11 protein-coding genes are annotated in these 13,467 nt (G+C 38.9%); 4 read left to right on the top strand and 7 right to left on the bottom strand.

Annotated elements, in window-relative coordinates; genetic code table 11:
- Positions 1–63 precede the first annotated feature (63 nt).
- Positions 64–435, top strand: coding sequence for an ArsR/SmtB family transcription factor (locus HNQ41_RS12560; protein WP_184664779.1), 372 nt, complete (start codon positions 64–66; stop codon positions 433–435).
- Positions 436–521: 86 nt separating this feature from the next.
- Here the strand turns inward: HNQ41_RS12560 and HNQ41_RS12555 are convergent, their stop codons facing one another.
- The 4 genes from HNQ41_RS12555 to HNQ41_RS12540 all read right to left on the bottom strand — a co-directional run bounded on the left by HNQ41_RS12555 (position 522) and on the right by HNQ41_RS12540 (position 4,569).
- Positions 522–1,058 (bottom strand): hypothetical protein, encoded by a 537-nt coding sequence (locus HNQ41_RS12555; protein ID WP_184664778.1) that lies wholly within the window; start codon positions 1,056–1,058, stop codon positions 522–524.
- 130 nt (positions 1,059–1,188) lie between these two features.
- Positions 1,189–1,482 (bottom strand): 4a-hydroxytetrahydrobiopterin dehydratase, encoded by a 294-nt coding sequence (locus tag HNQ41_RS12550; RefSeq protein WP_184664777.1) that lies wholly within the window; start codon positions 1,480–1,482, stop codon positions 1,189–1,191.
- Between the two features lie 38 nt (positions 1,483–1,520).
- Positions 1,521–3,311, bottom strand: coding sequence for a B12-binding domain-containing radical SAM protein (locus HNQ41_RS12545; protein ID WP_184664776.1), 1,791 nt, complete (start codon positions 3,309–3,311; stop codon positions 1,521–1,523).
- A 109-nt stretch (positions 3,312–3,420) separates the two neighbouring features.
- Positions 3,421–4,569, bottom strand: coding sequence for a KamA family radical SAM protein (locus tag HNQ41_RS12540; protein ID WP_184664775.1), 1,149 nt, complete (start codon positions 4,567–4,569; stop codon positions 3,421–3,423).
- A 245-nt stretch (positions 4,570–4,814) separates the two neighbouring features.
- Between HNQ41_RS12540 and HNQ41_RS12535 the strand changes: the two genes are divergently transcribed.
- Positions 4,815–6,224 carry an aspartate aminotransferase family protein gene (locus HNQ41_RS12535; RefSeq protein WP_184664774.1) on the top strand — a complete coding sequence of 470 codons (1,410 nt, stop codon included), beginning with the start codon at positions 4,815–4,817 and terminating at the stop codon, positions 6,222–6,224.
- A gap of 13 nt (positions 6,225–6,237) precedes the next feature.
- The gene (locus tag HNQ41_RS12530) at positions 6,238–7,092 is read left to right on the top strand and encodes a MurR/RpiR family transcriptional regulator (protein WP_184664773.1); all 855 of its coding nucleotides are present in this window, start codon (positions 6,238–6,240) and stop codon (positions 7,090–7,092) included.
- A gap of 222 nt (positions 7,093–7,314) precedes the next feature.
- Here HNQ41_RS12530 and HNQ41_RS12525 read toward each other — a convergent pair whose 3' ends face one another.
- The 3 genes from HNQ41_RS12525 to HNQ41_RS12515 all read right to left on the bottom strand — a co-directional run bounded on the left by HNQ41_RS12525 (position 7,315) and on the right by HNQ41_RS12515 (position 12,359).
- Entirely contained in the window at positions 7,315–9,264 is a 1,950-nt protein-coding gene (locus tag HNQ41_RS12525; protein WP_184664772.1) for a TRAP transporter permease, read from the bottom strand.
- 297 nt (positions 9,265–9,561) lie between these two features.
- Positions 9,562–10,605: a TAXI family TRAP transporter solute-binding subunit gene (locus tag HNQ41_RS12520; RefSeq protein WP_184664771.1), complete on the bottom strand. Its 1,044-nt coding sequence runs from the start codon at positions 10,603–10,605 to the stop codon at positions 9,562–9,564.
- 341 nt (positions 10,606–10,946) lie between these two features.
- The gene (locus tag HNQ41_RS12515; protein ID WP_184664770.1) at positions 10,947–12,359 is read right to left on the bottom strand and encodes an MATE family efflux transporter; all 1,413 of its coding nucleotides are present in this window, start codon (positions 12,357–12,359) and stop codon (positions 10,947–10,949) included.
- A 136-nt stretch (positions 12,360–12,495) separates the two neighbouring features.
- On the opposite strand from HNQ41_RS12515, the gene HNQ41_RS12510 reads away from it, so the two are divergent.
- Positions 12,496–13,365: an AraC family transcriptional regulator gene (locus HNQ41_RS12510; RefSeq protein ID WP_184664769.1), complete on the top strand. Its 870-nt coding sequence runs from the start codon at positions 12,496–12,498 to the stop codon at positions 13,363–13,365.
- The last annotated feature ends 102 nt before the right edge of the window (positions 13,366–13,467 follow it).

Genomic DNA, 13,467 nt, shown 5'->3' with positions numbered 1-13,467 from the left:
TATATAATCTACTTATTTATCTGGCCAGTGTTGATTTACAATGGGTGACGAAAGGAGAAAGTTATGACCAATCAAACAACATTTATAGATGTAGCTTCAGTGCTTAAGTTGTTAAGTGATAAAACACGCTTACAAATGCTCGCCCTTCTTCAGATCGATGAGTGTTGTGTCTGTGAGTTCGTTGAATTTTTTCAAATGAGTCAACCTTCGATTAGTCAACATTTGCGAAAACTTCGTGATGCTCGTGTTGTTCATGAAGAACGGAGGGGGCAATGGGTTTATTATTCTTTGAACCTTTCTCATCCACAAGTTGAATTAATTAATAATATTCTTAATCAATGTCCAAGTCAAATAGCCGCGATTGAAACATGGAATGCATCAGGAAATCGCGTCAAATGTGCAACAAATATCCTCGCAGGTTCGAAGGAGAAATAGTCGTCAATGGGTTTAGCGATTGAAAGAAAAGTATAAAAAACGAGGCTGTGATAAAGAAACTCCCTTTATCGTTTAGCCTCGTTTTTTTACTTAGTTGAAGTTTTCTTAGACAAGTCATCTTCAAATTGAACATATTGTTTAAGTACTTTTTCGAGTTCTTTCGTTTCACTTTTAGGAATTTTAATTCGAATTTTTGTTCCTTTGTTTAATTCCATCATTAGTGTTGAGAATTTGTCTTGTTTTTTTAACCAGCCAATCTGACGGATTTTATGCCAGTGAGCTTGATAGCCACTAAAAATGACTCTATCTGATCGGACTTCAAAAAGTTTATCTAAAGTAAATAATACATGAAATGATACAGGGATAAGTAAGAGAAATAACAAAGCTGTTGTATCAGTATTTCGAAACATTTCAAACAATATGACGAGTGATAAACCTAATACGACGTATGCGGAAATGATGGACGTTCTATACATCTTTGATTCCGTATGAATCTTCTTTGTATCTTTAAGAAGGTAAATGACATCACTTTCTGAGTTGTTTCTTTGCTTATGGGTGCTCAAGTGATAAAGGGCCAAGCTCCCCATAATTGCGATGTAAAATAAATAAAACCAAGCTAACATGTTTAATTCCTCCGAAGTTAATATGACGCCATTGTACCATATCGAAAAATGAGATGACAGTTAAACTAAACGAGGCTGTGCCAAATAAGTTTGTCCTTATTTGCACAGCCATTGCTTTTTTTGAGGGGGGTTAACGATGGTATTTTTCGTAAGTGAGATCGTATGCGTGAGCAGACTCAAAATCTAATTGTGTAAGACCACCTTGGTCAAGTGTTGATAACTGAATGGTTACATTTGAATGATCGATGGTCATATGTGGATGGTGTTGCCTTTTTTCAGCGATATCCGCGAGCTCATTAATAAATTGCATCGTTTTTGTGAATGACGGAAATGTGTATGCTTTTTTAATCCAAGTTTCAGACGTTAGCTCCCAACCATTTGAATCCTGCAAATTTGCTTCAATTTGTTCATCTGTCAGCTTCATGTATTTCTTCTCCTCCCTCAATAAAGTTTATTCATATGTCATGTCTTTTCCCGCATTGTATCAACTTCAAAACTGCTTTCTTGGTTATTCAAAATGATATGCTGATTAGAGCCTGTTTTCGGATCATAGGCGACCAACAGTAAAAAATCTCCTTTGTGAATATCACCGGATTGAAGGAATTCATCGATATCAATTGAAATTTTCTCGATGATGATATGTTTTTTCATCCACTTTTTATCGATATGTCCATTTGTTTGTTTTAAAAATGAAGCAGGGATTTGTTGTAAAAGTTCCTTATTTGCATCATCAAGATGGAAACGGTTTGGTTCAATTGAAAGTGAAGACCACCAACGTTTTCTAGGTTTCTGTTTTTGTTGGAGAAGGTAGTCGGCTGTTAAAAATGAGAAAGCAACGTCTAAATCATCGATGTTTTTGTAAGAAAGGAATTGCCAGATTCGTAAAAATAAATCTTCTAGTTGATGGCCAATGCGCTGCCAATTTTGTTGTTCCCAATAAGTACCAAACTGTTGGAAGAAGTCGAAGGGAGAAGCGTAAACATGTTGGAATAAATATTCCAATGTTCGATCCATCCGGTGGTCATTCCAATATTTCTCGAGAATATCTTCGACTTGTTTGATCGCAATCACATCATCAAAGGGCAGTGTCTTGTGACTAAGAATCTCATAAGGTGAATGGCTTGTGTATTTGTAATCATATTCCTGAGCCATTTTTCGCATACCTGTTCCACGGAGCATCTTTAAAAAACCGAGTTGAAGCTCTTCAGGGCGAAGTTCAAAAACATCATTAAATGTCTTCCTGAAAGAATCATAATTTTCTTCTGGTAAACCAGCAATTAAATCAAGGTGTTGGTCAATTTTGCCGCCGTTTTTAATAAGTGAGACTGTACGTGCTAGTTTTTTAAAGTTTTGCTTACGTTTAACGAGTTCGTTTGTCATATCGTTTGTTGATTGAACCCCGATCTCAAATCGGAAAATGCCAGGTGGTGCATGTTCATTTAGAAATTCAATGACCTCAGGGCGCATGATATCTGCTGTAATCTCGAATTGAAATTGGCAGCCTTGATGGTTGTCAATTAGAAATTGAAAAACCTCTAGGGCGTATGAACGGTGGAGGTTGAAAGTGCGGTCAATAAATTTAATCATTTTCGCACCATTTTTTATTAAGTACAATAAATCTTCCTTCGTTCGTTCAATGTCAAAATAACGAACCCCTTGTTCAAGAGACGAAAGGCAAAATTGACATTGGAAAGGACACCCCCGGCTTGTTTCAAAGTAAACAATTCGTTTTCCTAAGTCTTGTACGTCTTCAGGATAGCGATATGGTGTTGGGATTTGATTGACGTCGATATTCTCACGATTATCGTTGATCATCACTTCTTTTCCTTGCCGATAAGTTAATCCTGAAACTTTTTCGTATCGTTTTTGACCGCTTAGTTCATCTAAAAGTTGTTTGAATGCGACTTCACCTTCACCAGAAATGATAAAATCGATCTCTTCATGTTGTTCCATCCATTCTTGCACATCATAGGAAACTTCAGGCCCACCAAGAACGATCGTTACGTTTGGTGCAACTTGTTTTAACATTTTAACAATACGCAAGGTTGGTTCAATATTCCATATGTAGCAACTGAAACCAATGATGTCTGGTTCCAATTGGTAAATGTCGCTGACGACTTGAATATCGGGATCTTTAATCGTAAATTCTTTCATCTCAATATCATAGTCTGATTCATTGTAAGCTTTGAGAAGACGAAGGGACAGTGCTGTGTGAATATATTTTGCGTTTAGTGTAGTAAGAATGGTTTTCATGGTCTATAACTCCTTTATCAAAATGGCACCTTTATTGTTATGATAATAGAAAAAACGAGGCAGAACAATTTTTCTTGAAAAGTTCTGCCTCGTTTTATTTTCGAAGGTATTATGTGTTTAGTTTATCATTAGCACCAACAAATTCTTCTAATTTCTTTTCAGGTGCTTTCCAGTACTGTTCGTTTCCTGGTAAATCATCAAACCAAGAAGCATCATCTGGACAGTCAAGAACCATTAATTTTCCATAGTTACCGTCACGCGATTGGTGATATTTCAAGTAAGCTTTACCGTCTTCAATCGCTAAAATTTCAATCTTTCCAGATGTATGACTCATTGATAGACGAACGCGCTTTCCAAGACCTGATGTTTTTGCTTTCGCTTCTTCAACAGCGTCATACGCCTCTTTTAACGATAATACAAAGTCATTGTTACCGGCGACTGGACGGTTGATAAAGAAGTAATATGGCGTGACACCAGCCCATGATAATTTGTCTAAAAGCTCTGCGAGTACTTCAGGGTCGTCATTAATCCCACGTAGGACTGGCGTTTGGTTAACAACGATCGCGCCTGCATCATGGAGGGCTTGGAATCCGCGTTTTGCTTCTTCAGTAATTTCACGTGGATGGTTAATATGCGCCATCACGTAAATACGCTGTTCTGGCGTAGAATACTCACGAATGAGTTCGAGCAATTCTTCATCTTCATAAATTCTCATCGGGTTAAATACTGGCATTTTTGACCCGAGGCGAATAATTTTCACATGTTCAATTTCTCGTAGTTGTTCAATGATTTTACGTAATTTTTTCGATGCGAGAATAAGAGAGTCTCCACCGGTTAATAATACGTTATTAATTTCAGGGTGTTGCTTAATGTATTCGATGCCTGGTTGTACGTCTGACATTGCCTCTTTAATATCATTTCGAAATAGTCGCTTACGGAAACAGTAGCGGCAATATGCACCACAAACTTCACTTACGATGAGTAAGGCTGTCGTCGAATATTTATGTTGGCAGCCTGGAACGACGTAGTTTGTATCTTCATCGGAAGCATCCCAACGTCCATATTCTTCAAGTTCGCCCTCGTTTGGAATAACGAGCTTGCGAATAGGATCTTCAGGGTCATTCCAGTCAATTAAATTTAAGTAGTATTCATTTACACGAAAGACAAACTTCTCAGTAATCGGTTTCAATTTCTCGCGTTCTTCTTCTGGAATGTTTTCAATCTTGTCAAGGTTCATCACGTATTTCGGTTGTGCCATGTTTCCACCATCCTTTTCCCAGATTGATATGGAGATTATAACAAGAGGGAGATAATTGGTCAAAAATGGAGGAGATCATTAGTTTCATAGATAAAATGAAGGAATTCCTCCAAAATTGAGGATTAGCGAACATTTTTAAATTTCTTTTAAAAAATGGTCTCATATCATAATCAAAACAACCTTTCACTCATATTATGAAATAAATCCTTCAAAAATATGAAATGAAGAAAGGCGGACGGTGAACGATGGCAATGAGAGAAAACTCTTTATTGAGAACACCTGACTTTTGGCATAAGGAAAATTCTAAACGGTGTTATGAAAAAGCGAAGGAGTTTTTACCAGGAGGGGTTACCGCCAACATTAAACATTTTCCACCTTATCCAATTACGATGAAACGAGGGGAAGGGGCATATATCGTCGATGTCGATGATAATAGATATATTGATTTATTAATGGGTTATGGTGCACTTGCGCTTGGACACGGACATCAGAAAATAAAAGAAGCGATTGAAGAACAATTTCAAATCGATGGAACTCACCTTTTTGGAACACCACATGAAAAAGAAGTTTCGTTTGCCAAACGCTTGCAGGAACACATGCCATCTTTAGAGAAAATTCGATACACAAATTCAGGAACCGAGGCGACATTACTCGCTGTCAGACTTGCGTATGCATATACAGGCAAAAAGAAGATTGCCAAGTTTGAGGGGCATTACCATGGCGGGTTTGAAGAGGTTCTATATAGTATAACACCGACTATTAGTGAGGCTGGTCCTGGAGAAAATCCACATCCAGTACCAGAATCATCCGAAATTGAAGCGGGAACAGATGAGGACACAGTTATTTTACCATTTAATCAAATTGAAGATTGTAAAAACATTTTACGACGTTATAAAGATGAACTAGCCGCTGTGATTGTCGAACCTGTTCAGGGAGGATTTATTCCAGCGAGTCGCTCTTTCATGAAACAATTGAGGGAAGTGACGAAAGAATTAGGGATTGTTCTTATATTTGATGAAGTAAAAACAGGGTTTCGAACAGGGCTTCAGGGCGCTCAAGGGTTCTATAATATCAAACCTGATTTAACGGCGTTAGGAAAAGTCATCGGAGGTGGCTTCCCGTTTGGTGTCGTAGGTGGAAAAGATGAGATCATGATGGAAAGTTCGCCAAATAAAGGAAAAGATTTATTTGATGCGCAAACAGCTAAACAAGCAGCGAACAAAAGTGATGTTCTCTTTCATTCTGGAACGTACAATGGTCACCCGATGATTTTAGCAGCTGGGCACGCAACATTAGACGTTTTAGAGCATGAATATCATGACACTGAAAAACGAACAAATCAATTTCGAAAAGCGTTAGAAGATATGTTTTCTGCATACGGTTATCCTATGATCACAGTTGGCACAGGAACAATCTTTAGTGTAGTATTAACAGAGAAAGAAAGACTCATAAACTATCGAGATTTTCAGAAAACAAACTTACAGTTAAGGAAACAATTTGACTATTGCATGTTACGAGAAGGCGTTTACACGAAACCTTTGAATCGTTATAGTATGGCGACTGTCCATGGAGATGACGTGATCGAGAGCATTTTGCAATCGACAGAGAGGGTTTTACAAAGAGGAGGCCTATCCCCAATACGAGATAAGGAATAAAGGTGTGGATGCTATGCTTCAAAGCGAATTGTATCAAAAAATTATCGAAAAGCAGCCGCAAATGAGTAAATCACACAAAAAGATTGCTAATTATTTACTAGAGCATCATGAAACAGCCCCGTTTTTGACGGCCTCAAAATTGTCGAAAATGGTTGGGGTTGGCGAGGCGACAGTGATTCGATTCGCCTTTTTTCTCGGCTACAAAGGATATCCCGATTTACAGTGGCACATGCAGCAAGCGTTGCAACGAAAAATGACGTCCGCTGAAGTATTAGCACGAACGACAGACGAAGATGAAGCAGCTGAGCATGTCGTTGAAGAAGTGTTATCAGATGACCGCCAAAATATTAGTATGACCCTTGATCAGATTGAACCCGAAGTATTTGAAGATGCGGTCCACCGAATTATAGAAGCGGAGCGCGTATACATTGTAGCCTATAGAAGTGCCCAAAGCCTTGGTACCTATTTAGAATTTTATCTTGATCTTGTGTTGCAAAATGCAGAATTAATCAGGGAAGCAGATGGGGTATCGGAACATTTACTTGATATCTCAGAAAAGGATCTTGTCATCGGTTTCGGCTTTTCTCGTTATACGAAGAGAACCGTGGAAGTGTTGAAGTATGTGAAGCAACGAGGGGCAGAAACGCTCGTCATTACCGATCACCCAATGAGTCCGCTTGTTCCTTATAGTGATTTACGGTTAATCACGACAACAGAAATTAACTCGTTTATCGATTCATTTGCAGCTCCATTTAGCGTTGTAAGTGCCTTAATTACAGCTGTCACTCGTTCAGAACACAAAAAAGTAGAAAAACGTTTAAGTGAATTAGAGTCTCTTTGGGAAACCTTTGATGTTTTCTATGATTAATGAAAAGCTGAAACGGCTCGCCCACGAGCGACAAGCGCTGGAGGTCCGACAAGAAGAAGCGCAATACGCTTCAAATGTCGTCCCGAAGCGACCTCGAGCTCGTAGCCGTAGAAGCTAGAGCAAGAGAAGCTGAAACGGCTTGCACACGAACGACAAGATATAAAATCTTTTAACTTAATAAATAAAAAGGGTGCCGCATTTTGATTGCGACACCCTTTTAATTTACGCACCATTTGCTAACTTTAGATCTTTCTTCTTTCTTATCCATTGTAAAAATCCGATTGCAAGAAGAAGGATTAAGCCATTGAATGAAACGAACAAGTTTGCAGGGTATACGAGTAAAAATCCTGCTGCTATAAGCCCAATTCGTTCATACCAAGTCGGTGTGTAGTAAAAATAATTCATTAGCGCAGCGCTAATCATACCCATACCAAGCATTGCGGTAATTAACACAGGTGCTAATTCGGTGATTGTTACATCTTGTAATAAGAGCACCGGGTTGTAAACGAGTACGTATGGAATGATAAACGCAGCGATTGCCAACTTGAAGGCATTTACACCAGCTTTCATTGGATTTGCCCTGGCTATCCCGGCTCCTGCATAGGCGGCTAAACATACAGGAGGTGTGATATCTGCGACGATACCAAAGTAAAACACGAAGAAATATGCTGCGATTTCTGGAACGCCAAATTCGATCAATGCTGGTGCAGCCATCGTTGCTGTAACAACGAAGTTTGCAGTTGTAGGTAATCCCATCCCTAGTAATATACAAGCAATCATCGTAAAGAATAGAAGTAAGAAAAGACTGTCTCCTGCTAGTGAAAGCAATCCACCGGCAATTCTTGCGCCGAGTCCTGTGAAAACGACTGTACCGACGATAATTCCAGCACTCGCACAGGCGGCAATAACAGGGAGCGCCACACGTGCCCCGCGTTCAAGCGCATCGAAAATATCGGAAAAGCCCATTCGAGTATCTTTACGGAAAAAGCTTACGAGAAACGCCGCTCCAATTCCCCACAATGCAGCCATTGTTGCGGTATATCCACTTACAAGCATTCCGATGATTGTGATAAGTGGAAGTAAAAGGTCAATGCGCTTTAAAATCCCTGCAAAAGTCGGTAATTGTTCTTTTGGTAAACCGACGATTCCATCACGTTTTGCTTCATAATGGGTTCCCATAAATACGCCTGAAAAGTATAATAGCGCTGGAATGATTCCGATAATGACGATATCAGCGTAGGATACATCAGAAATATATTCAGCCATAATAAATGCAGCGGCACCCATGATCGGAGGCATAATTTGTCCTCCTGTCGAAGCAGATGCTTCTGCGGCTGCAGAAAATTCTGGACGAAATCCAGCACGTTTCATCATCGGGATCGTAAAAGATCCTGATCCTACGGTATTGGCAACAGAACTTCCTGTCACCGTTCCTTGCATAGCAGAAGCGCCGACTGCGGCTTTCGCCGTTCCGCCTGTAAAGCGGCCCGTTAAGCTAAATGCAAGGTCGTTAAAAAATTGTCCGATGCCAGTTTTCGTTAACATGACCCCAAAGAATAGAAACAAATAAATGTACGTTGATGAAATTTGAATTGGGATACCGAAAATCGCTTCAGATGTAAAAAATAACTGCGTTACAAGTCGCGGCCACTCAAAGCCACCATGACCAAAATAAGGAATGTCTTGCCCAAATAAACTATATAAGATGGCAACGATTGAAATGATGACAATAGGTAAACCGACAGCGCGACGTGTGGCTTCTAATAAAAGGATAATGCCGAGTGTAGCAACGACAATGTCGATTGTTTCAAAACCTAATACCCTTGCTCCACCTGTAATCCAATCATAGCGAAATAAAATGTAGTAGCCACTCCCCATTGCCAAAAAGGCAAGGAATACATCATACCAGGGAACACCATGCTTATGAACGAGTGACTTTTTTATTGGGTAGAGTAGAAAAATCAATCCCATCGCTGTTCCTAAGTGAACCGCACCTTGCATAAGGTAGACGAGTGGTCCGTGATAGGCGCGATAAAGGTGGAATACAGTTAACGAAATCGCTATAAAAGTAATGACCCATTTCCACTTCCCGAGATCTGTTCGAAAAGCAGATTCTTTGTCATATTTTTGTAAAAGTTCTTGGTTGTTTTCATTGACAGCTGTGTTGTTCATAGGTTCACCACCTTGTCGAGTCTATAGTCTATAAAACAATGAAACGACGAAAAAGTAGGGCAAGTGTAGCAGTCCTGCTTTTTCGTCGTTGCTCCGCTTATTTTCGTTTTCGGAGCAGAAGATTCGACATCATTATATTTTTATTTACAAATGTATACATAAAAAGAAGGCTGACTCAATAAGGGGGACTCCCTCTACGAATCCATGATATACAATTCATCGATGAGAAAAGAATTGTATATTTCTTCGAGGGGTCTGACCCTTATGATGAGTCAGCCTCGTATCCAAACGTGTCGTTTATTCTAGTATACCTTCTTCTTCAAAGTATTTTTCTGCACCTGGATGGATTGGAAGACCTTCCGAACCATTCATGGCATTGTCTTTTGTCATATGGTCACCTTGTTGATGACTGATCGCATCGCTATGTTCAAACATTGTTTTCGTAATTTCATAGCCTAAATCTTCGTCAATCGTATCGGTAGAACCTACCATCACGGCATATGCAGTAACCGTTTGTACAGGATCTTCTAGGAAGTCATAAGAGCCTTCAGGGATTTCATACCCTTCATAACCACTTACTTCTTCAATTGTAGCTAATGTTTCGTCATCGATGTCTAAAATTTTCACATCTCGACCAGATACTTCAAGCTCTTCAATACTTCCATTCGGTAATCCTAATAAACCAAATGATGCATCTAAGTTTCCATCTTGGATACGGCTTGTAGCATCACCAAATCCTTCTTCCATTGCTTCATAATCGCCTTCTTCAAGTCCGGCTGCTTCTAAGATCGTCTTTGCAGCTTCTTGTGTACCGCTTCCAGGAGGTCCAATTGCTACACTCTTTCCTTCGAGGTCTGCAAGTGTTTCAACACCCGTCCCCTCTGTTGTAACAATTTGCATGACTTCAGGATAAATGTGACCCATGAACCCAAAGTTATCCATTTCAACACCTTCAAATGCTCCAGCCCCCGTTAATGCATCAAGTGCTGGTAGGTGTACAGTCATGCCGAGGTGTAACTCATCACGATAAATAGAGGAAATGTTGTCAACACTCGCCCCTGTACTAACTGAACTCAAGTCAAAGTCATCCACATCTATATGTTCATTCAATGCTTCTGCGATTTGCTGTCCAAGTGGAAAATATGTTCCACCAGTACTACCTGTTCCTAATTGTAAGTTCGAGACGTCAACATCAGAAGCTTCAGTTTCTTCTCCTGCATCTTCAATGCCATCTTCGTTTGTGTCGTCAACATCATCACCGTTTCCTTCTTCACCACACGCTGCAAGAACCAATGTTGATGCTAATGCACCTGAGAGCAAAGTGTAGAATTTCTTTTTCATAAAAAATCCCCCTTTGTATAATAGAAAGTGTAAAGATACCAACAATCGCATAAAAATTGTTGATGTCCATTTTTCATTTAAGCAGATTAAAAACGGGTTGTCAAAACATTATCTAGAAAAAAAGAAAATATGCATCACCTAATGTTGATAAAGTCTATGAAATCAAGGACTAAATTATCCGTTATACATAACAGAATTTTCTAAATGGTATGTAACATTTTTATTAGCAACAAATATTGACATGTTACTTCAGTTATTGTCGCATATTTATGAAATGTGTGATGAGTGAATTTTTATTGTTATAAATAAAAAGACGAGGGAACATTCCCTCATCTTTGGCGCTATTGATTAGTAGCAGGTTTATTAACTAGGTTATCCTCTTCAGTTTCTCGGTTTTTTTGATCGTCTACAAAAGACATTGACTCCCACTTACGTGTCCGCCATCGCCGTAGCATAAGTAAACCGCGTAACCATTCATCGAGAATAAAAGAAATCCATACGCCTATAAGACCGAGTCCAAGTGCGACACCAAGTCCGTAAGACAAGGTGACCATCACTCCCCACATCGATAAAACACCGATATAAACAGGGAAACGAACATCACCAGCTGCTCTCAATGAATTAATGACAATGAGGTTAAATGCTCGACCTGGTTCAAGAATGACAGTTAAAAGTAACAACGTTCCCCCTAATCCAATAACTTCGGAGTTATCAGTGAAAATTCCTAACAACGGCTCTCTAAAAAATGCAATCACAATAGCCATTGAAGTGGAAATCGCAATACCGATACTTAAACTTTTTATACATCTTAGGTAAGCCTCTTTCATGGCCTGTTCACCAATTAAATGTCCAATCAAGATTTGTGTACCTTGACCAATAGCAGCTGAAAATAAGAGCATAAACATCATTAAGTTTTGAGCGTAAACACGTGTTGTTAATGCAGTTGTCCCCATTGTAGCAATAAAAGAAGTCACAACAACTTGTGATGTATTATAGGATAATTGTTCACCGGCTGATGGGATACCAATTTTCAGAAGTTGCTTCAATTCTTTTTTGGGGAACTTTTTTAGTAAATAATTGAATGGCAACCCACCAGTAATACGTTTATAAAGAACAATGAACATAACGAGCATTCCTAAAAAGCGGCTCGCGGCTGTACTAATCGCTACACCAACGGGTCCTAATTCTGGAAAACCTAGCGCCCCAAAAATGAGAACAAAGTTACCGAAAACATTTATCACGTTCATCCCCATTGTGACAAACATGGCATCCTTTGTATGTCCGTGGCTACGAATAATAGCAGAGACAGTCATGATCATGGCTTGAATGAAAGCAAAGCCACCGACAATTTGTAAATAAAGAAGGGCAGTGTCCATCAATTCCTCTGGTAACCCCATCAAACGTAATATCGTATCTCCAAATCCCATTAAGAAAATACTTAAAAACAAGCCAAAAGTAAGGTTTGTTGCAATTGAGACAACGGCAATTTGGTTGGCTTCTTGTTTACGATCAGCCCCTAAAAATTGTGAAATTAAAATGGTAGTTCCAGTTGCGATAAAGCCAAACATCACAACAATAAAGCCCATAATTTGGTTGGAAACACCGACAGCAGCAACGGCGTCGTCACTATACTGACTTAACATCAGAGTATCGGCATTTCCCATAAGCATATGTAAAAAAATCTCAATAAATATTGGCCAAGTTAAAGCAAAAAGTGTTAACTTTTTTTTACCATTGTTTGTTTCTTCCTTCATGTTGTCCTCCATGTGTCATAATAAGGGTTGGATCATTTCGTAACAAAAGGTACTCTTAGTTTATTAGTAATAAAAGTGTTTGCAAAGACATAAAAGCGATAACAATTGTATAATTCCGACTTAGAGGAGGGAGAACATGACTGTACTTTGTTTTCAAGTACCACCTTATCCAACTTATATTAAAAGTGGAAAAGCGACGTTTCCGAAAGGACACCAACATTTTAAAAGAACTTTTCATGTATTTGATTTGTTGTTTGTCGAAAAAGGTACTTTATATATGAAAGAAGACGATGAAGCATTTAGTGTCGGTGCCGGGGAATACATGTTACTTCTACCGAACAAAGAGCATGTTGGGTTACGTCCTTGTGATGAGGATACGACTTTTTATTGGCTGCACTTTGAAGTGGAAGGAGAATTTATAGACAAATGGTTGGAGGGGGATATAGCTTGGGCAGACGTCTTGAAACAAACAGGGACATTTACAGAACCGGCACGTTTTCAATTACATTTATCAAGATATGGAAAAGTGATGAATAAAGAGACATTTACAGATGAATTTGAACGACTCATTCAATTAAATGAATCCTATTCATCAATTGATAAAATGAAACAACAAGCAATTTTTACGGACATTATTGTTCATTGGCAAAACCATTCGGTTCGATTACCGACTAGTGCAGAAAAAGTGACAGAAGAAGCACTAAATGTCATTCACAATTTATACTCAGATCCTACACTATCAGTTGCACACCTTTCCAAAACGCTTCTTTATCACAGTGATTATATCACGCGTTGTATGAAGAGGACACTTGGTATGACGCCTGTTCAATACATACATCAATACAGAATTCAAAAAGCAAAGTCGATGTTAAAAGAAGGAAACACTAGTGTACAAGCAATAGCAAAGTCGGTTGGTTTTGAAGATCGCGCTTATTTTTCAAGAGTGTTTCGAAAAGTAGAAGGTATTTCCCCTAGAGATTATCGAACAATGGGTATCCGTCGATAAGTCACTTGTGGAAAAGATTTTAGTTGTTACAAAAAAATAGAGTGAAACCGCATTCAAAACATGATAGAATATTCATGAAATTGAAGAAGTCTTTAGGGTTTT

It is taken from the genome of Texcoconibacillus texcoconensis, from assembly GCF_014202575.1.
GTDB lineage: Bacteria > Bacillota > Bacilli > Bacillales > Salisediminibacteriaceae > Texcoconibacillus > Texcoconibacillus texcoconensis.
The sequence above is the reverse complement of the archived record's forward strand: the minus strand, read 5'-3'. Positions and strand labels throughout refer to the sequence as shown.

What these genes read in the sequence shown, in the direction of transcription:
- HNQ41_RS12560 (WP_184664779.1), top strand. Translation starts at nt 64, where the DNA reads ATGACCAATCAAACAACATTTATAGATGTAGCTTCAGTGCTTAAGTTG.
- HNQ41_RS12555 (WP_184664778.1), bottom strand. Translation starts at nt 1,058, where the DNA reads ATGTTAGCTTGGTTTTATTTATTTTACATCGCAATTATGGGGAGCTTG.
- HNQ41_RS12550 (WP_184664777.1), bottom strand. Translation starts at nt 1,482, where the DNA reads ATGAAGCTGACAGATGAACAAATTGAAGCAAATTTGCAGGATTCAAAT.
- HNQ41_RS12545 (WP_184664776.1), bottom strand. Translation starts at nt 3,311, where the DNA reads ATGAAAACCATTCTTACTACACTAAACGCAAAATATATTCACACAGCA.
- HNQ41_RS12540 (WP_184664775.1), bottom strand. Translation starts at nt 4,569, where the DNA reads ATGGCACAACCGAAATACGTGATGAACCTTGACAAGATTGAAAACATT.
- HNQ41_RS12535 (WP_184664774.1), top strand. Translation starts at nt 4,815, where the DNA reads ATGGCAATGAGAGAAAACTCTTTATTGAGAACACCTGACTTTTGGCAT.
- HNQ41_RS12530 (WP_184664773.1), top strand. Translation starts at nt 6,238, where the DNA reads ATGCTTCAAAGCGAATTGTATCAAAAAATTATCGAAAAGCAGCCGCAA.
- HNQ41_RS12525 (WP_184664772.1), bottom strand. Translation starts at nt 9,264, where the DNA reads ATGAACAACACAGCTGTCAATGAAAACAACCAAGAACTTTTACAAAAA.
- HNQ41_RS12520 (WP_184664771.1), bottom strand. Translation starts at nt 10,605, where the DNA reads ATGAAAAAGAAATTCTACACTTTGCTCTCAGGTGCATTAGCATCAACA.
- HNQ41_RS12515 (WP_184664770.1), bottom strand. Translation starts at nt 12,359, where the DNA reads ATGAAGGAAGAAACAAACAATGGTAAAAAAAAGTTAACACTTTTTGCT.
- HNQ41_RS12510 (WP_184664769.1), top strand. Translation starts at nt 12,496, where the DNA reads ATGACTGTACTTTGTTTTCAAGTACCACCTTATCCAACTTATATTAAA.